The sequence below is a fragment of the Baekduia sp. genome (assembly GCF_035996765.1).
Taxonomy (GTDB): domain Bacteria; phylum Actinomycetota; class Thermoleophilia; order Solirubrobacterales; family Solirubrobacteraceae; genus Baekduia.
The window spans coordinates 15020-33677 of record NZ_DASYJG010000050.1 but is presented as its reverse complement, the minus strand read 5'-3'; the positions used below and the strand labels follow the sequence as shown (position 1 = coordinate 33677).

The following is an 18658-nucleotide window of genomic DNA, read 5'->3' as shown; positions in this document are numbered from 1 at the left end:
GACCTCGAAGGTGTCGCGTGGCGGGTTGATGTCGGGGTGCCAGCCGACGGCGTCGATGACGGCCGTTGCGTCGCGGAAGATGTCGGCGAGCTCGAGCTGCTTGACGGGGACATAGTCGAGGAAGTCCTCGAAGGGCTCGTGACCGCCCAAGACTGACGTCGTGGAGCGCTGGTCGGCGAGGCGGGCCTGGTCTGGGGCGAGCGCTTGGGTGGTGCGACTTGTTATTGGCGTTCCGCTCAGACGGTGGATGGCGTTCCGGCGTGGTCCGTTCTCACCGAGGGGAGTGAGCGGGAACGGTGCCTCGCGGGATTGGCTCGTCGTCCGCTGGCCTTTGGGCCGGCGATTCGCGTTGTGCTCGAACGACGGATCGCACCCTGACGTTGGATCTCAACGTCTAGGTGCGATCGGTCCCAGCGGGATGCGTGGAACAAAGGTCCGGGGCGTTCGGGCTCCAATATGCGAGGGGTAGACGACACGGACCGCGCGACGGGCGTTGGCGGCGCGAGCGCTTGGGGAGGGCGGTGATCCGTGATGTCGCCATCCGCGCGACGCCCGTTCGGTGCCCACACAAACAGAACCCCGAACCACGCCCCAACACTTTCACCCAACGCCCCGGACCACCCGAGCGCGGTGGCGATCGTCGCGGAGCGCCGCCCATCCAGCCACACATCGCACCCCAACCCAGGGCGGTGGCGAGCCGCGCGATCGCTCCCTTCCAACGGGTGGATCGTTCGATTAGGAACTGTTAGGACGCGTTAGCGGGAGGCCGGATTCGCGCGCGCAACGGGCAAGGTGCACTCCATGACGCTTGTCGACGCACCGCCGACACCGCCCACCCACGACGACGACGATCACGGCGACTCCCGCCCGTACGTCGTCATCGGCGGCGGTCCTGCGGGCCTGTCTGCCGGATACCTGCTGGCCAAGGCCGGCCGGAAGGTCATCGTGTTGGAGGCCGAGGACCAGGTCGGTGGCCTGGCCAAGACGGTCGTCGACCCTGACGGCTACCGCTTCGACCTCGGCGGCCACCGGTTCTTCACCAAGAACAAGGAGGTCAACGACCTCTGGCTCGAGATCATGGGCGACGAGTTCCTGATGCGCCCGCGCATGTCGCGGATCTTCTGGCGCGGCAAGTACCTCGACTACCCGCTCAAGGGCACCGACGTCATCAAGAAGCTCGGCCCCGTCGAGCTCGTGCGCTGCGGCTTCTCCTACCTGTGGGCCGCGGTCAAGCCCAAGGGCAAGGAGGAGACCTTCGAGGACTGGGTCTCCAACCGCTTCGGCAAGCGCCTGTTCACCCACTTCTTCAAGTCCTACACCGAGAAGGTCTGGGGCGTCTCCACCAAGGAGCTGCGCGCCGACTGGGCCGCTCAGCGGATCAAGAACCTCAACTTCTTCTCCGCCGCCAAGGCCGCCTTCTTGGGCAACAAGGACGACATCACGTCCTTGATCGACAAGTTCCAGTACCCCCGCTATGGCCCGGGCCAGATGTGGGAGATGATGACCAGCCGCATCGAGGAGATGGGCGGCGAGGTGCGGCTCGAGTCGCCCGCGCAGCAGATCGACGTCGAAGATGGCCGCGTCGTGCGCATCCACACGCCCCAAGGCATCATCGAGCCGCGCGGCACGGTGTCGTCGCTGCCGCTGCGCCACATGGTCGGCCTCACGAGCCCCGGTGCGCCCGCCGAGGTTCAGCAGGCCGCCCAGGGGCTGCGCTACCGCGACTTCATGACCGTCGCGCTGGTCATCGACGGCAAGGACCTCTTCCCCGACAACTGGATCTACATCCACGAGGAGGCCGTCCGCGTCGGCCGCATCCAGAACTACCGCTCCTGGTCGCCCTGGATGGTGCCGGACCCCGACACTGCCTGCGTCGGCCTGGAGTACTTCGCCTTCAAGGGCGATGACCTCTGGATGATGGACGATGACAAGCTCATCGACCTGGCGGTGCGCGAGCTCGATCAGCTCGGCCTGGCCAAGCCCGAGCAGGTCCGCCGCGGCTACGTCGTGCGCGTCCCGCTCGCCTACCCGATGTACGACGAGACCTACGCCGAGCGCGTCGAGACGATCCGCAGCTGGCTCGACCCGCTCAAGGACTTCGTCCAGGTCGGCCGCAACGGCCTGCACCGCTACAACAACTCCGATCACTCGATGCTGTCGGCGATGCGCGCGGTGGACAACATCCTGCACAACGAGGGCCACGACATCTGGGCCGTCAACGTTGAGTCGGTCTACCACGAGACGCAGACCGACGCCGACACCGAGCAGCCCTACGCCAAGCTGCCGACGACGGTGTACGAGACCGAGCCGCTGGTCTCCAACTCCTAGCTTCGGTCTCAGCCGACCTGCGACGGGCCGCCCGAGAGGGCGGCCCGTCGGTCGTTAAGGGCCCGCGGTGCCGTAGGCCGAGAGCGGGCAGTCGCTGTAGGCGTGGCCTGTCGTCCAGGTCGTGGGCAGCGCGGTCAGCGCGGTCGACGAGCTCGTCTCGCTGCGGCAACCGCTCGCGCCGTCGCGGAAGCGGATCGTCCCACCGCCGCTGCCCAGCAACGCGATCCAGTACTTGGTCCCTGCAGACAGCGCGGTCGACGGGAGCGTGATCGTGTTCCAGGCGCCGGGCGTGAGCGTGGTGCTCGAGCCTTGCGCGAGCAGCGCGCCAGGGTGCGTCGAGGCGCCGTCGGCGTAGATCCCGATCGTCGCCTTGGCCGCGTTGGAGCCGGCGTCGAGGTAGAGCGACATCTGCGTGACCGAGCCGCTCGCGTTGGCGGTCGCCTGGTAGGCCTCCGCCGTGCCCGAGGTGTTCTGGTCCTGGTTGCCCTCGATCAGACTGTCGCCGATCAGCGGCGTGTTTGGCGGGGGCGGGGCGGTGCCGGGCTTGAACGCCTTGATCGTCCCGGCCGCCGCGGCGGTGAAGCCGTTCCAGATGCCCTGGTAGACGGTGCCGCCTGCCACCGTCGGGGCCGCGAAGCCGGCGCCGCCGCCCGCCGAGGTGTAGAGCGAGGCGCCGGTGAGCGCGTCGTAGGCGGCGAGGCGCCCGGAGAAGCCCTCGGCGACGTAGACGACGCCGTTGGCGACGGTCGGCGTCGAATCGGGGTTCGTGCCGCCGCCGAGCGGCTTGCTCCAGGCCACCGAGAGCGTGCAGTTGGCGTTGACCTTGAGGCCGACCACGCCGCCCGCCGTCGAGCCGAAGCCCGGGCCGACGTCGGAGACGAAGAGCATCTGGTCGGTCGGATCCCAGGCGGGCACGCCGCCGACGCCGCCGCTGCCGAGCCAGTCGTTGGCGGGGTTGAGCTGGATCGCCTGTTCGGGCGTGCCGCTGGCGGCGAGGGTCGCGGTGCTCGTCACGTAGAGGACGCCGTTCTTGTTGCCTGCCGAGACCATCGTCGGGCAGCCGGTCGGCGTGAAGACGACCGGGGTGGCGCCGAAGTCGACATCGCACGGGTCGCCGGTGCAGGGGTAGCTGGTGGGGTGGAAGGGCTCGATCGAACCGAGCACGTCGAGGTTGCTGCTGAGCGCGACGAGCCGGTCGGCGTACAAGGTGTAGGCCTCGACCGAGTCGGCGCCGGTGGCGGTGTAGACGCGGCCCGTCGCCGTGTCGACGGAGACGCCGCCGTAGCCCCAGATCCCGCCGCCGCCCGAGGGCGCGGCGATGCCGGGCACGACGTCCCACGTCTTGGTCAGCGACGGCGTCGCGCCGGAGACGTCGACCTTCAGGATGCGGCCGCGCCAGGGCGGCGAGTCACACCCGTCGCTGGCGGTGGAGACGTAGAGCGTCGAGGAGCCGATCAGCGTCGGGCCGCCCCAGACGCGGTTGGTCGCGGCGCCGGTGATGATCGCGACGCCGGGCGCGGCGTCGGTGCCGTCGGCCAGCGACAGCGTGCGCAGCACGCCGTCCTCGCTGACGGCATAGATGCGGGCGCGGGCCTTGTCGATCGCCGGCGGGGCGACGAAGCCGTAGCCGCCGGGGATCGCGCAGTTGTTGGACGGGGTGCCGAAGTTGCGCCGCCACAGGACGGCGCCGGTGTCGGCGTCGAGGGCGTAGATCGAGGCGCCGGAGGTGGCCGCGATCACCACGTTGCGGGTCTGGCCGCCGACGCTGACGCTCGCCGCGTAGAGCGGCTGCGCGGTCACCTTGCCGTCGACCGCGGTCGACCAGCTCTGGCTGAGGTTGCGGGCCTGTGTCGGGCCGAGCACCGTCTCGCCGGAGGCGAAGCCGGTCCTGGCCGCGTCGTGATCGACCTGCAGCCAGTCGGCGCCCGACGGCGGTGGCGGTGGTGTCGGGTCGGTGACGACGAGATGAACGGCGACCGTCGCGGGCGAGCCGGTGGCGCCGGCGGCGGTGATCGTGACGGTGCCGTCGTAGGTGCCGGCGGCGAGGCCGCTGATGTGTGGTGAGACGGTGACCGTGGCCGGGGCGGTGCCGGATGCGGGCGTGGCGGCCAGCCAACCCGCGCTCCCCGTCGAGGTCGTGAAGCTCAGTGTGCCGCCGCCGGTGTTGGAGATCGCGGTGGTCTTGCTTGCGGGGTCCGCCCCACCGGTCGTCGCGCTGAAGGAGAGCGTCGTCGGCGTCACCCCGAGTGCGGGTGGCGTCGGGGCACTGACGACGAGATGCACCGCGACGGTGGTGGGGGAGCCGGTGGCGCCGGCGGCGGTGATCGTGACGGTGCCGTCGTAGGTTCCGGCGCTCAGGCCGCTGATGTGGGATGAGACGGTGACGGTGGCCGGTGCGTTGCCGGAGGCCGGGGTGGCGGCCAGCCAGCTGGCGCTCCCGGTCGAGGTCGTGAAGCTCAGTGTGCCGCCGCCGGTGTTGGAGATGGCGGTGGTCTTGCTCGCAGGGTCTGAGCCGCCGGTGGTGGCGGTGAACGAGAGCGTGGTCGGCGTCACCTGGAGGACCGGAGCCGGGGGCGTGCCGCCGCTGTTGGAGCCGTAAGCCGACAGGTTGCCGTCGGTGTAGCTCACGCCGGTCTGCCAGGTGCTCGGCATCGTGGTGAGGCCGCCGACCGCGTACGTCTCCGCCTTGCCGGCGTTGACCTGGTCGCGGAAGGTCAGCGTGCCGCCGGTCCCGAGCAGGCCGACCCAGTAGGTCGCGCCGTTGGTCACCGATGCGGACGGGACGGTGATGTCGTTGGTCGCGCCCTTGGTTGGCGACGTCTTGGAGCCTTGGGTCAGCAGGGCGCCCGGGTGGCCGTTGCTGTCGGCGTAGAGCCCGACGGTGAGCTTGGTCGCCGATGAGGTCGCGTTGACGTAGACGGTCATCGAGTCAACGGTGCCGGTCGCGGTCGCGGTCGTGCGGAACGCCTCGGCGGCACCGGCGGAGTTCTGGTCGACCTGCGGACGCACGCCGCTGGTCCCGACGATGATCGTGGCAGCCGGCGCGGCGGCGGCCGTGGCGGCCAGCAGCGCGACGATGACGAGCGCGAGGCCCGCGAGCTTGGACATCCCCCGAGCATCCCTACGGGGGCCGGCTAGAGCTACTGGACGTTGGCCCAGGGTGCGGCAGGCGCATCCACATATATGGGTACTTCAGCGTTCCTCGCTGGAGAACGGACCTGACCGCGCAGCATCAAACGCGTCGTTCTGGAGCGCGTTTGCGTTACGCGTGGCCGACGAGCACGCCGACCACGGAGACCAGGATGCCGCCCAGCGTGACCTGGACGAGCGAGATCCGCAACGGGACGTCCATGAACCGGCGCCGCACGAGCGCGATCGCCAGCAGCTCGAAGGCCACGACGACGTAGGCGACGGCCAGGGCGGTTGTGACGTCGCCGATCAGGAACGGGAGCGCGTGGAAGGTGCCGCCGAGGAACGTCGCGCCGCCGGTGATGACCCCGCGGCTGAGCGAGCTGCCGCGGCCGGTGACCGAGCCGTCGTCCGAAAGGCCCTCCGAGAGGCCCATCGAGATCGCGGCGCCCAGCGCGCTGGCCAGCCCGACGAGCAGCGCGGCGCGCGAGCCGGCGAGGTACGCGGCGGCGAAGATCGGCGCGAGCGTGGAGATCGTGCCGTCGATGAGCCCGACGAGGCCGGGCTGGATGCGCTGCAGCACGATCCGGCGGCGCTCGGCGTCGTGGCCGGGGGTCACCGCCTGGGCGGGACGGGCGGTGGGAAGCGGGACGGCTTGATCGCTCACGACGTCCATAATACAAGCCATTTAAAATAAGGATGCCCTAACATGTGCGAGACGGTATGAAGGGCACCCAAACACCTGCAGAGGAATCGGCCGCCGAGGCGCGTCTCGTCGCGGCGCTGCGCGAGCGCGGTCAGCGCGTCACCTCCCAGCGGCTGGTCATCGGTCGCCTGCTGCGCGAGCTCGACCGCCACGTGACCGCCGAGGAGGTGCTGCGGCGCGCTTCCGAGCAGCTGCCGGGCGTGTCGCTGCCGACCGTGTACGCGACCTTGGATCTGCTGACCGAGCTCGGCGAGGCCCGGCGCGTGAGCGTCGGCGGACCCGTGCTCTACGACCCGCGCGTGGAAGACCACGCACACGTGCGCTGCCGCGAGTGCGGCCGCGTCGAGGATCTCGACGTGCCGCTGGACGCTGGGCGCGCGCTGGGCGCGGCGCGGGCGGCGGGGTTTGCGCCGGAGACGGCGGAGCTGGTCGTCGAGGGGCGCTGCGCGGCGTGCGCCGCTGCGGGCTGATCCGCCGCTGACGTCTGTGGCGCGCAGTGCGGGCGTTGGTCGCGGTGCGCTGCGTGGCTTGTCGTCATCGAGGAGAGCGAGCGGAGCCGAGGCTTCGCGGCGTTGGCTCGTCGTCCGTCGGAGTCCGTCTCGACCTAGGAACCGTATGGGTCCTTTTCTCGAGACCTCGTGAACTCCGTGTCGAGCAAAGGGTGTCATGGACCCTTTGCTCGACACGGACCGCCGGCCCCGGCGCCAGCGGAAGACCTGCGGCGCCGCGAGGCGCCACGCCGCTCTCACTCCTTCGCCGCCGACGAACCACGCCGCGCGCCAACGGTCAACGCGGCGAGCTGAACGCCACAAACGCAGGCGCAACCCTCACTCGACCCGCGGCATCGACGGCGCCCCCGCCGGCGCGTCGCCCGCCGCGTCCTCGTCACCCACTTCGCCCTCGCCCTCCGACCCCCGCGGCATCTCGATCGGCAACGTCAGCGCAAAGCGCGCGCCACCGCCGACCGTCTGCGTCACCAAAGCCAGCTCGCCATCCAGCCTCCGCGCCAGCTCGCGCCCGATCGCCAGCCCCAACCCGAAGCCGCCCTCGCCGCCCGTCCGCGTCCCGCGCTGGAAGCGCTCGAAGATCAGGTCGCGCTCCTCCTGTGGCACGCCCGGCCCGTGGTCTTCGACCTCGAGCGTCGCGCGGTCGCCGTGGTAGGCGGCGGTGATGCGGATGGTCTCGCCGGTGGGGGAGAAGCGCAGGGCGTTGTCCATCAAGATCCGCGCCACCCGCGCGACGGCGCCCGGGTCCCCGGAGGCCCACACCGGGCCGGTCGGCGGGACGACCTCGAGGTCGACCGCGCGGTCGCGGGCGCGCAGCGCGAACTCGGCGGCGACCGCGCGGCAGAGCTCGCCGACCTCCACCGGCTCGCGGCGCAGCTCGACGCCGGCGTCCAGTCGCGAGAGATCTAGCAGCTCGGAGGCGAGGTTCGCCAGCCGGCGCAGCTGCTGCTGGCCGCCGCGCAGGACCGAGCTCGCCTCCTCGGCGTCGAGGTGGCCGGCGTCCAAGTCCTCCAACAACAGCTCCAGGTTGCCCTGCAGCGACGTCAGCGGTGTGCGCAGCTCATGGCTCGCCGTCGCGACGAAGGCCCGCCGCGCCTCTTCCTGGCGCACCAGCGCCTGCTGCATCGAGGCCAGCGCGCGGGCAAGATCACCAACTTCGTCGGCGCCGTCATCGCGCGGCGGCGGCGGCGCGTTGACCCCGTCGCGGGCCAGCGCCAGCGCGGTCCGGCGCAGCCGGCCGAGCCGTCGCGACAGGCCCGTCGACAGCGCGATCCCCAACAACAACGCGACGCCCAGGCCGATGACCGCGGCCGTCAGAAACGCGCTGCGCACGACGTCGACCGCGCTGCCGCCGGGGTCCGACTTGCGCACAACGAGGATCCGGAACTGCGCGTCGGCGCTGAGCTTGTCGTTGGGAATCTTGGGGGCCGAGGGGCGGATTGCCACCGCGACGCCGCTGCCGTCCTTGGAGGCGCTGGGCCGTGTCTGGCCCGTGACCGCGACCCGCCAGATGTCCTCGACGCTGGGGTCGGTGATCCCGCCGAAGGGGTACAGGTTGGTCGGCGTGGAATCGAACAGCCCGACGCGGGCGTCGGTGCGCTGCGCGAGCGTGGCGAGGATGTCCTGCACATCGGCGTCGGCCGTCCCGCCGCTGCGCGCCAGCGCGGTGGCTAGCGTCGGTCGCGTCGCCAGCGCGGCGGCCTCGACCGAGGCGCGGCTCTGCTTGTCGAGCCGATCCTGCAACGGCGACAGCAGCGCCAGCGCTGCGACGCCGAGCGTCACCACGCTCGTCGCCAGCAGGGCCAGCAGCAAGCGGGTGCGGAGGTTCATCTCAGCGGTCCCGGAACCGGTAGCCCGCGCCGCGCACCGTCAGGATCAACTTGGGGTCCTGTGGTTGCTCTTCGAGCTTCTCGCGGAGGTGGCGGATGTGGACGTCGATCGCGCGCGGGTCGCGGTAGGCGCTGTCGCCCCAGATCGCGCGCAAGAGCTCCTGGCGGTTCTGCAGCCGGCCGGGCTTGGCCATCAGGCACTGCAACAGCTCGAACTCGGCGAAGGTCAACCGCACCGGCTTGTCATCGACCGAGACCTCGCGCTGGCGCTGATCGAGCACGACGTTGCCGATCTCCAGCAGGCCGTCATCGAGCAAGTGACCATGGGCGCGACGCAGGACCGCGCGGATCCGCGACCGCAGCTCCGCCAACCCGAACGGCTTGGTGACGTAGTCATCAGCGCCGGCCTCCAGGCCCTGGACCGCGTCGGCCTCGGAGTCCAGCGCGGTCAGCATGATCACCGGCGTCACGTTGCGGCGCGCCCGCAGCGCCCGCGCGACGTCGTAGCCCGTCGGCCCCGGGCCGAGCGCGACGTCGAGCAAGATCACGTCGAACTGCCCGCGGCCCGCCTCCTCCAGCGCTCCGTGGCCGTCGGCGACGGCCGTGATGCGATGGCCCTCGCGCTCGAAGGAGCGCGTGAGCATGTTGCGCAGCGCGTCGTCGTCATCGACGACCAAGATGTCCAGCGCGGACCCGGGCGGCATTGGCTGCCCGCAGGTTAGGCGACGCGGGCCGCGCGGCGGGCCGCCGCGGCGCTGCGCAACTGCTCGTGCTCGACCTGGCGCTTGAGCTGCTGCAACGAGCGGCGCAGGTGGCCGCGGACGGTCGGCGCGGCGATGTGGTCGGCGAGCCAGCCGAAGATGCCGGAGCCGGCGACGCCGTAGGAGAGACGCAACTCGACCTTCGTGATCGGTGGGGAGCCGGTCTCGCGCGTCGAAGGCTTCTCCCGCAGCCGCCAGCGCCCGCGCTGGTCGATGCCGACGACCGACACCCATGCCATGTCGCAACCCGCCTCGTGCTCGACGACCTCGACCAGGCCGCCAACCTCGGCCGACCCGACGTGCATCAGCATCCGGTAGCGCGCACCCAACCCGGAGGCCTGCTCGCCGACGACCTCCCAGCGCGTGATCCCCGACATGAAGTGCAGGTAGCGCGACGGGTCGTCGACGAAGGCCCAGACCGCCTCGGCCGGCGCGTTGACGTCGATCTCGGCCCGGACACGCATCTCAGCCGATCACCGGGAAGCGCCGCTCGGAGGCCAGCGCGTCGAGCGTGTCCTGCATCAGCGCGGTGACGTGCTCGTGGATCTCGTCGACGTCGGGATCGTCGCCGAACTCCTCGCGCAGCCGGATCGGCGGCAGGACCTCCACCACGATCTTGGACGGCAGCGGGATGTGCCCCAACATGTCGCCGACGTTCAGCCCCCACGGCGGTCCGAGCGAGATCGGCAAGACCTTCAACCTGAAGAGCTTGTCCACCATCAACAGCTTGGCTAGCCACTCGCCCTGCGACAGGAAGAGCGCTGTCTCCTGGCCGCCGATCGCGACGACCGGGACGAGTGGGACATCTTCCTCCAGCGCGAGCCGGATGTAGCCCTTGCGGTCGCCGAAATCCACGCGCCCGCTCCGCCACGAGGGCCGGTGAACCTCGCGATCGCCGCCGGGATAGACGAGCACGGCGGCGCCGCTGCGCAGCGCCTTGCGCGCATTCTCCGGCGAGGCGGCGACGGTCCCGTACTTGCGCAGGAAGCCGAGCCCCGGCATCGACAACACCAAGTTATGCGCCAACTGGTGAAATGGCCGCTCGACGCCGAAGTAGGCGTGGAAGGCCAGCGAGAAGACCGTGGTGTCGGGCGTGAGGTTGCCGCCCGAGTGGTTGCCCACCATCAGGACGGGGCCCTCGTCGGGGACGTTGCCCAGGCCGCGGACCTCGCCGCGGAAGTAGAGGCTGGCCAGCAGCCACATCCGGGGCAGCGTCTCGCGGATGTAGTCCGGATCGCGCTCGTCGAGGTCGGCGATCGGTACGCGCCGCTGAACTTGGGCGGCGAGGCCGCGCAGTGCGCGCTCAGGGACGGCGGCCATTGGCGCAGCGTACCCCGGCAGCCCGCTACGCAGCCCGGGCGAAGCGGCGCGTGCCCAGCGCTTCGGTCTGCATGAAGAGGCGCCGCAGCATGCCGACCGTCTGCTCGGGGCGCTCGACCTGGGGAACATGGCCGCAGCCTTCGAGCACGACCTGCTCGGCGCCCGGCAGCGCCTCGGCCACGCGGTGGCGGAAGCCGGCGGGAATCAGCTTGTCGTGAGTGCCCCAGACGAAGAGCGCCGGCGGCTGCAGTTCTGCCAGCCGCGGATAGAAGCCGCCACGCCCGAAGGGCCGGTCGAGGTAGATGTTGCGAGCCGAGGCGTAGAAGGCGACGCGGGCGCCGGCGCTGGCGTAGTGGCGCTGGAACTCGTCGACGACGACGTCGGCGACGCTCGGGTCCAGCGCGTCGGGGTCGCAGAACATCGACCACAGCTGGCGCTCGACCATCCCGCGACGCAGCTTGTGCGGGAGCAGCCCGAGCTCGGGGCGCAGGAGCCGCACGAGCGGGTGGAAGTCGCGCTTGATGAACGCGACGGCGGGACAGAGCGCGGCGATCGAGCGCACGCGCTCGGGCCAGCGCAAGCCGATCTCCAGCGCCACGCGGCCGCCCATCGAGTTGCCGACGATGTGCGCGGTCTCGATCTCCAGCGCGTCCATGACGCCGCGGACCGCCTCGGCAAACCACGGCGCCGAGTACGGCGCGGTCGGCGGCTTGGACGAGCCGCCGAAGCCGGGGAGGTCGAGCGCGTGGACGCGGTAGCCGTCGCGTGCCAGCAGCGCCGCGCAGTCAAAGAACGAGGACTTGGCCGCGCCGAGGCCGTGGATCAGCAGGACGTCGGGACCCTCACCGGTCGACAGCGTGGAAACATGAAGGCCGTTGCTCAGCGGCACGTCACGGACCAGCATCAGCGGGTCGCGCCCGTCGGCGAGCTGGAAGAGGCTCTCGAAGCGCACGGCGTTGTCGAGCTCCCCACGTGCGTAGAGCGAGCGGTCGCGGAACGCTTCGACCGCGCTCAGCTCGCCGGCACGCAGGCGCAGCCAGGTGCGGGCATCGGTGCCGATGACGACGTCGGCCGGCCGGGCGGTGACGCCTTTCCGGACGCGCGCGGTGTGCTCGGTACAGCGGACCTCGAACGTGTGGCCGAGATCGCCGAGGCGCACGTGGTAGGTGACGTCAAAGCCCTTGGGCGCTCCCAAGTAGCGCTCGGGCAGGGTGTGAAACCCCTCTTCGACGAGGGCGAGCGAATGTTCTTGCAGAGAAGGCGCGGGCATCTTGGGGGGCGGCAGATTACGGCGTGCCCAGGACCGAAGTGGATCAACCACGTGTGTGTCTGAGACCCTCGACCTGGACCTGACCCCTGCCCGGATAGGCTGCGAGCCGTGCCCGAGATCCTGCTTCACGACACCCGCAGCGGCGAGAACCGGCCGCTCGTCGCGCGCGAACCCGGGAACAAGGTGGGCATCTACGCGTGTGGCCCGACGGTCTACAACCGCATCCACATCGGCAACGCGCGCCCCTACGTCGTCTTCTCCTGGCTGAAGCGCTTTTTGGCACACGAGGGCTATGACGTGACGTTCGTCGCCAACGTGACCGACGTCAACGACAAGATCTACGACGCCGCGCGCGCCCGGGGCGTCGGCTCCGAGGAGCTCGCGCGCGAGATGACCGCGCACTACGTCGCCGACACCGATGCGCTCGGACTGCCGCGTCCTGATCATGAGCCGCTGGCGAGCGAGACGATCGACGGGATCGTGTCGCTGATCGCCGCGCTGATCGAGCGCGACGCCGCCTACGCGGTCGACGGCGACGTTTACTTCCGCGTGCGCGCCGATGCCGAGTACGGTGCGCTCTCGCATCGCCACCTCGACGACCTTGACCAGGGCGAGGGGATCGAAGGCGCCGATCGCAAGGAAGATCCCCTGGATTTTGCCCTCTGGAAGGCTCAGAAGGAGGGCGAGGACACGGCGTGGGACGCGCCATGGGGCCGCGGCCGCCCGGGCTGGCACATCGAGTGCTCGGCGATGGCCGAGGAGCTGCTGGGCGTGGGCTTCGAGATCCACGGCGGCGGCTCGGACCTCGTCTTCCCCCACCACGAGAACGAGGCCGCGCAGACCCGCATGGGCCGCGGCGCCGAGCTCGCGCAGATCTGGATGCACAACGGCATGCTCGAGATGCGCGGGGAGAAGATGGCCAAGTCGGTGGGCAACATCTCGCTGCTGCCCGAGGTCATCGAGCGCTGGGGGCGCGAGACGGTCCTGCTCTTCTTCGCCACCGGCCACTACCGCCAGCCGATCGTCTTCGCCGACGAGACGCTGGAGGCGGCATCGGGACGGCTGGCCCGGATCCGTGAGGCCGCGCGGCGGCTGGTCGATGGACCGTCGCCGGTCGAGCTGCGCGAGCACCGCGACGCGTTCTTCGCGGCGCTGGCCGACGACTTCAACACGTCGCGTTCGCTGGCGCCGCTGGCGGCGTGGGTCAGCGAGGCCAACAAGCGCGAGGCCGTCGGCCGCGATGACCTCGTCGAGATGCTCGACGTCTTCGGCCTTGCTGATCTCGCGCGCGGGGGGGTTGATGGTGACGGACCTGATGCGGACGCGCTGGCGCTGCTGGCCGCACGCAACGCCGCGCGCGACGCCAAGGACTGGGGGGAGGCCGACCGTCTCCGCGACGTGCTGCGCGACGCGGGCTGGACGGTCCGCGATGGTCCCGCCGGTGCCGAACTGGTTCCGGCATGAGCGCGAAGAACGCAGGACGCGGTGGCGGTCGGGGACCGCGCGGGGGTCGGAGCAAGGGTGGCGGGGACGACGAGGACGCGCGCCCGCGCAAGCCCAAGCCGCCGCGTGATCGCGACCGGCCCAAGCCCCGTACGCCGGGGCGTGGCAAGCCGGTGCCGCGTGGGGCGGAGGCGACGTCAGGCGCCAGTGCCCCGCCGGCGCATGAGCCCCGCCGCGAGCGCGACCGCGAGCACGTCGAGACCCTCTACGGCCGCAACCCGATCTTCGAGGCGCTGCGCGCCGGGCGGCGCGAGATCAAGCGCATCTGGGCCACGAGCGGCGCGGCCAAGGAGCCGTGGCTGGACGGGGTGCTGCTCGAGCCCGCCGACGGTGACTGGCTGACGCAGCGCTGCGGCAGCGACGCCCATCAGGGTCTCGTCGCCGACGTCGGCCCCTACCCGTACGCCGACCCTGCGTCGTTGCTCACCGGCTCGGCGCCGCTGATCGTTGCGCTCGACGAGATCCAGGATCCGCAGAACCTCGGCGCGATCGCCCGTTCGGCCGAGGCCGCCGGCGCCAGCGGGATCGTGATCCCCAACCGGCGCAGCGCCGAGATCACCGCCGCGGCCGCCAAGGCATCGGCCGGCGCGGTCGAGCACCTCAAGATCGCCCAGGTCCGCAACCTGGCCGACTACCTCGGCGAGGCCAAGGGCGCCGGCTGCTGGGTCTACGGCGCGGCGGCTAAGGGCCGCCCGTACCGCGAGCCCGACTACACCGGCGGCGTCGTCCTGGTCATGGGCGCCGAGGGGACCGGCCTGCGCCCGCGAGTGCGGGCGATGTGCGATGACGTCGTCTCGCTGCCGATGCGCGGGCGAGTCGATTCGCTGAACGTCTCGGCGGCTGCTGCGGTGCTGCTCTACGGCGTCATCGACGCCCGCGCGGCCGCTCGCTGAGTCGCCGCCGGCGCAAAAATCCCTGCATCGGGTTGACGGCGCTCCATAACTGTGGGAGGGTCCCGCCCACATAACGGTCGACTAGAGGTTGAGGAACCTCCGGTCGAGAATTTCAGATGGCGCCAGGGGAGGAGTGCGCCACTGAGCAATTTCCCCTGCATTCGTGCAGGAAAGGATCGCTCGTGGCTCGTCTCTCCTTCAACCCTCAAGGGCAGGTTCAGGTCGATGATGGTTACCTGATCGCCCTCGCAAAGCAGGGCGACGCGATCGCCTACGACCGCATCGTCCGGCGCTACTACGGCTTCGTCCGCCTCAAAGCGTCCTCGTACTTCCTGGCCGGGGGCGACTCCGATGACCTGATTCAGGAAGGTCTCGTCGGCCTCTACAAAGCCGTGCGTGACTACCGCACCGACCGCGAGTCGAGCTTCCGCAACTTCGCCGAGCTCTGCATCACGCGTCAGATCATCACCGCGGTCAAGACGGCGACGCGCAACAAGCACACGCCGCTGAACCAGTACGTCTCGTTCTCGGCGACGCCCGCCTCCGCCCAGGATGGCGAGCCGACGCTTGACGAGGTCATCCCGGGCTCACCCGTGCACGACCCGGTCAACCAGGTCATCAGCTCCGAGGAGCTGCAGTCGCTGGTCGCCTGCCTGTCGACCGCGCTGTCGGAGCTCGAGTCCCGCGTGCTGTCCTTGTACCTCGACGGCTACAGCTATGAGCAGGTCGGCGAGAAGCTCGGCTGCGACACCAAGACGGTCGACAACGCGCTGCAGCGGGTCAAGCGCAAGGTGGGCGTGCACCTCACGTCCCGCAACGTGATGCTCTAATCATCCTCGTGATCCTCGGCAGCTTCTCTCTCGTCCTCGGCATCGTCGCCGGTGTCATCGTCATCCTGGCGGTGCTGCTCTTTGTGGGCGGCCTCTATGCCAGCGGCCGCCGGCGCGACAAGCTCGGCGACAGCCTGCTGGCGCGGATCGAGGCCGCCGATGCTGCGCTGGCCGACGCCCGAGCCCAGGACCGGGGCTGGGAGCGCGCGACGATCGAGGCGGCTGCGCGAGCGGCCGTCGCTCCGCAAGATGTGCGGGAGCTGCAGCTCGTGCAGGTGGTCGACAAGCCCGGGACCGACGCCGACCAGGCGGTCTTTCGCGTGGTGGGCGCCGATGGCACCGAGCAGACCGTGACGCTCGGACGTCGCGACGGCGCCTGGGTCGCCGTCTAGCGTCGCTCGACCAGGCCGACCAGCAGCGCGTGAAGCACGGCGCGCAGCTCCGCGCCCCGCAGCGGCTCGTGGCCAGAGGCCATCAAACGCAGGCGCAGCCCGTCGATCGCGCAGATCAGCAGGATCGCCGCGGTCTCGACGTCGGCGGCGCCGAGGCTGCGCATCGCGGTCTCGGCCAGGTCGTCGGTGCCGTCCTTCCAGGCGGCGAGGATGGCGCGCGCCTCCGGACGGCGGGCCGCCTCCAGCTGCAACTGGTACTGGGCCAGCATCGCGACGCGACCCTCCGGCGTCAGCTGCTCCTCGATCCAGGCGCTGAGCGCCTGCGCCAGCGTCTCGAGGTCGGCGGCGCCGGCGCCGAGGGCGTCGCGGCGCTCCCGCAGGCGCTCGATCTCGCGCGTGGCGAGCGTGTGCAGCGCCTCGTCGATCAGCTCGTCCTTGGAGCGGAAGTAGTAGCTCGTCGATGCGGCCGGCACGCCGGCCTCGGCGGCGACGGCACGGTGGGTGACGCCGTCGAGGCCGTGGGCGCCGATGAGATGGATCGCGGCCTCCAGCAGCTCCGCGCGGCGGAGCTCGCCGCGCGGGTCGCGCCGCCCGCGCGTCGGCGCGCGGGTCGTTGCGGAAGGACCGGCCATGGCGGCACCGTACCGCAGTGTTGTGCGTTTGTCTTGGACAAGCGTCCAGGTCGTGTGTAGGATCGCGGCCGCTGCCGGAGGAGCGCCGCCGCTCGCCTGTCCCGTCCTCCGGCACCCTGAACGCCACATGACGCCGGACCCGCTCGACTCGCTGAACCCCACGCTCGGCCGCCGCCGCTTCCTGCAGGTCGGTGCGGCGGGTGCCTTCCTGTGCACGATCGGCGGCGAGCGCATCTCGGTCGCCAAGCGCGGCGATGCGGCCAAGGCCGACGCAGCAGCGGCGAAGATCACGCGCCCGAAGACCACCGAGGCGACCGAGCAGCAGACCTACGTCACGCCGTCGCCGCAACCCGGTGGCCAGGTCGTCGAGCATTGGATCCAGGCGACGACCGCGCGCTGGACGATCGTGCCGAGCAAGCGCGACGACTGGCACGACATCGCCATCGGCGGGAACACGACGTTCACCGCGACCGTCTACCAGGAGATGACCGAGGGCTTTGCCGCCGCGCTCGGCCCGGCCGCGATCCCGGGGCCCGCGCTGCACGCCGAGGTCGGCGACACGTTGGTGGTGCACTTTCGCAACGGGCTGAAGGGCAAGCTTGCCCAGCCGGTGACGATGCACCCGCACGGCGTGAAGTACAACCCGGAGTACGACGGGGTCTACCTCGGTCAGTACACGCGCGCCGGCGGCTTCATCGCCCCTGGCGAGGAGTTCAAGTACACCTGGGAGTGCGTCCCCGAGAGCGTTGGCGCCTGGCCCTACCACGACCACGGGCCCAACCACACGCTCAACACGTTTCGCGGGATGTTCGGCTCGATCATCGTCCGTGAGAAGGGCGCCACGGTTCCCGCCGTCGAGCAGTCGCTGTTCTTACATCAGTTGCAGCCGCCGGTTACCGGCTTGAGCCGCGCGTTTCAGTGCATCAACGGGCGCGCCTATGCGGGTAACACCCCCATCCTGCGGGCGAAGGTCGGCCAGGAGGTCGCCTTCCACGTCTTCGGGATGGACAACAACTTCCATGACTTCCACATCCACGGCCACCGCTGGAAGAACGACGCCGGTGCCTTCGTCGACACACCGCCCGTAGGTCCGAACGAGACCACATCGGTGCGCTTCGTCGAAGACAACCCCGGCCGGTGGCTCTACCACTGCCATGTCTTTGCCCATCAGGACATGGGCATGGCGGGCTGGTACCTCGTCGAGTAGGAGGAGTACGCACGTGTCCCAACGCAGGTCCGTCACCATCATCGCGGCGATCGTCGCTTCCCTGGCCGCTGTCCCGGCCGCCCACGCTGTCGACTACCCGCCGCCGTCCAATCCCTCAGGCGCCAAGACCGCCAAGCCCAAGGGCCCGTTCAAGCACCTCAAGGTGTGTAAGAACAAGAAGTCCTGCTTCCCCACGATCCAGGCTGCGGTCAACCGGGCCAAGCCGGGTGACACGATCAACGTCGCCAACGGCACCTACAAGGAAGGCGTCAGCATCAGCGCCGCCAGCAAGCGCTACATCAAGCTGATCGGCAACCCGAGCGACCCGAGCAAGGTCGTCTTGGAGGCCAAGGGCGCCAAGACGAAGTCCAACGGCGTCGCGATCAAGGATGCCGTGCACGTCACGGTCAACGGCTTCACGGCCCAGCACTACAAGGCCAACGGCTTCTTCGCGCTGCGGGCCGACAACTACACCTTCACCAACCTGAAGGCGTTCCTGGTCGGCATCTACGGCATCTACGCGTTCCACACCGTGGGTGGGTCGATGACCAACTCCGAGGCGGCATGGAACAGCGACTCCGGCTTCTACATCGGTGAGACGCCGCCGCAGGCCAAGCCGGTCCGCTCGATCGTCAAGAACATCACGTCCTACGGCAACGTCCTCGGCTGGTCGGGGACCAACATGCGGTACGTGACGATCTCGAAGTCAAAGTTCTACAACAACGGAACGGGTGTCGTCCCCAACGCGTTGAGCTCGGAGAAGTACCCGCCGGCCGAGGACAACGTCATCACCGACAACGACATCTTCTGGAACAACTTCAACTACTACGTGGGCGCGCCGTTCAAGGTCCGTCCGCCGGCCGGTGACTCCACCGCCTACCCCGTGGGCGTTGGCGCGCTCCTGTTCGGCGGCCGCGGCAACCGGATTGACAACAACCGCATCTACGGCAACTGGCTGGCGGGTGCGGGCATGATCGAGCAGTTCCTGCTCAAGCCCAAGCTGCCCGACGCGTCCGAGCTGGTGGGCAACCAGATCACCAACAACCAGTTCGGGCTCAACGGCACCGACCTCAACGGCCGTGACATCACCTACGACGGCAACGGCACCAACAACTGCATCGGTGGCAACACCGGTGTCGCGGTGACGGTCCCGGCGAACGCGTCGACGTTCGCCGCGTGTCCGTTCACCGGTGCCAACGCGTTCTCGGGCGATGTCCAGGGCGAGCTCGTCCAGTGGGCGCTCGACGGCACGCACGAGGCGTTCCTGGTCAAGGCCCCACACGCCCCGCAGGCCGGCATTGCCCCGCTGGAGCACTACGTGGCGGGCACGGTCAAGTGACAGGCCGCAAGGC

16 protein-coding genes are annotated in these 18658 nt (G+C 70.2%); 8 read left to right on the top strand and 8 right to left on the bottom strand.

The features are described 5' to 3' along the window. Positions 1-801: 801 nt before the first annotated feature. A complete protein-coding gene (locus tag VGO10_RS12135) occupies positions 802-2328 on the top strand; it encodes an NAD(P)/FAD-dependent oxidoreductase (protein ID WP_327468614.1) in 1527 nt (508 codons plus the stop codon). Positions 2329-2382: 54 nt separating this feature from the next. Here VGO10_RS12135 and VGO10_RS12130 read toward each other — a convergent pair whose 3' ends face one another. After that, positions 2383-5436 carry a beta strand repeat-containing protein gene (locus tag VGO10_RS12130; protein ID WP_327468611.1) on the bottom strand — a complete coding sequence of 1018 codons (3054 nt, stop codon included), beginning with the start codon at positions 5434-5436 and terminating at the stop codon, positions 2383-2385. A 154-nt stretch (positions 5437-5590) separates the two neighbouring features. Further along, the gene (locus VGO10_RS12125) at positions 5591-6124 is read right to left on the bottom strand and encodes a hypothetical protein (RefSeq protein WP_327468609.1); all 534 of its coding nucleotides are present in this window, start codon (positions 6122-6124) and stop codon (positions 5591-5593) included. A 56-nt stretch (positions 6125-6180) separates the two neighbouring features. On the opposite strand from VGO10_RS12125, the gene VGO10_RS12120 reads away from it, so the two are divergent. Beyond that, complete coding sequence (locus tag VGO10_RS12120; protein WP_327468607.1) at positions 6181-6633, top strand: Fur family transcriptional regulator; 453 nt, start codon at positions 6181-6183, stop codon at positions 6631-6633. Between the two features lie 357 nt (positions 6634-6990). Here VGO10_RS12120 and VGO10_RS12115 read toward each other — a convergent pair whose 3' ends face one another. From VGO10_RS12115 to VGO10_RS12095, 5 genes are read right to left on the bottom strand one after another with little or no spacing between them, the layout of a single operon-like run. Beyond that, the gene (locus VGO10_RS12115; protein WP_327468605.1) at positions 6991-8499 is read right to left on the bottom strand and encodes a HAMP domain-containing sensor histidine kinase; all 1509 of its coding nucleotides are present in this window, start codon (positions 8497-8499) and stop codon (positions 6991-6993) included. Between the two features lies 1 nt (position 8500). Further along, positions 8501-9202, bottom strand: a complete 702-nt coding sequence (locus VGO10_RS12110) for a response regulator transcription factor (RefSeq protein ID WP_327468603.1) — start codon at positions 9200-9202, stop codon at positions 8501-8503. Positions 9203-9216: 14 nt separating this feature from the next. After that, positions 9217-9723 (bottom strand): SRPBCC family protein, encoded by a 507-nt coding sequence (locus VGO10_RS12105; protein ID WP_327468601.1) that lies wholly within the window; start codon positions 9721-9723, stop codon positions 9217-9219. A gap of 1 nt (position 9724) precedes the next feature. Continuing rightward, positions 9725-10579, bottom strand: coding sequence for a lysophospholipid acyltransferase family protein (locus tag VGO10_RS12100; RefSeq protein WP_327468599.1), 855 nt, complete (start codon positions 10577-10579; stop codon positions 9725-9727). A gap of 25 nt (positions 10580-10604) precedes the next feature. Further along, on the bottom strand, positions 10605-11849 hold the full coding sequence (locus VGO10_RS12095; RefSeq protein ID WP_327468597.1) for an alpha/beta fold hydrolase: 1245 nt from the start codon (positions 11847-11849) through the stop codon (positions 10605-10607). A 108-nt stretch (positions 11850-11957) separates the two neighbouring features. Between VGO10_RS12095 and cysS the strand changes: the two genes are divergently transcribed. The 4 genes from cysS (at position 11958) to VGO10_RS12075 (ending at position 15467) form a co-directional block, all read left to right on the top strand. Further along, positions 11958-13313, top strand: coding sequence for a cysteine--tRNA ligase (gene cysS, locus VGO10_RS12090; RefSeq protein WP_327468595.1), 1356 nt, complete (start codon positions 11958-11960; stop codon positions 13311-13313). Positions 13314-13465: 152 nt separating this feature from the next. Further along, entirely contained in the window at positions 13466-14245 is a 780-nt protein-coding gene (rlmB, locus tag VGO10_RS12085; protein WP_327468593.1) for a 23S rRNA (guanosine(2251)-2'-O)-methyltransferase RlmB, read from the top strand. Positions 14246-14427: 182 nt separating this feature from the next. Further along, positions 14428-15075, top strand: coding sequence for an RNA polymerase sporulation sigma factor SigH (gene sigH, locus VGO10_RS12080; protein WP_327468591.1), 648 nt, complete (start codon positions 14428-14430; stop codon positions 15073-15075). Positions 15076-15083: 8 nt separating this feature from the next. Next, on the top strand, positions 15084-15467 hold the full coding sequence (locus VGO10_RS12075) for a hypothetical protein (protein WP_327468589.1): 384 nt from the start codon (positions 15084-15086) through the stop codon (positions 15465-15467). On the opposite strand, the gene VGO10_RS12070 is transcribed toward VGO10_RS12075, so the two are convergent. After that, on the bottom strand, positions 15464-16099 hold the full coding sequence (locus VGO10_RS12070) for a TetR/AcrR family transcriptional regulator (RefSeq protein WP_327468587.1): 636 nt from the start codon (positions 16097-16099) through the stop codon (positions 15464-15466). The two genes, VGO10_RS12075 and VGO10_RS12070, sit on opposite strands and share 4 nt — an antisense overlap. Positions 16100-16226: 127 nt before the next feature. Between VGO10_RS12070 and VGO10_RS12065 the strand changes: the two genes are divergently transcribed. Together VGO10_RS12065 and VGO10_RS12060 are read left to right on the top strand one after the other, a co-directional pair. Then, positions 16227-17306, top strand: a complete 1080-nt coding sequence (locus VGO10_RS12065; RefSeq protein ID WP_327468585.1) for a multicopper oxidase domain-containing protein — start codon at positions 16227-16229, stop codon at positions 17304-17306. Between the two features lie 13 nt (positions 17307-17319). After that, positions 17320-18645: a right-handed parallel beta-helix repeat-containing protein gene (locus VGO10_RS12060; protein WP_327468583.1), complete on the top strand. Its 1326-nt coding sequence runs from the start codon at positions 17320-17322 to the stop codon at positions 18643-18645. Positions 18646-18658 lie beyond the last annotated feature (13 nt).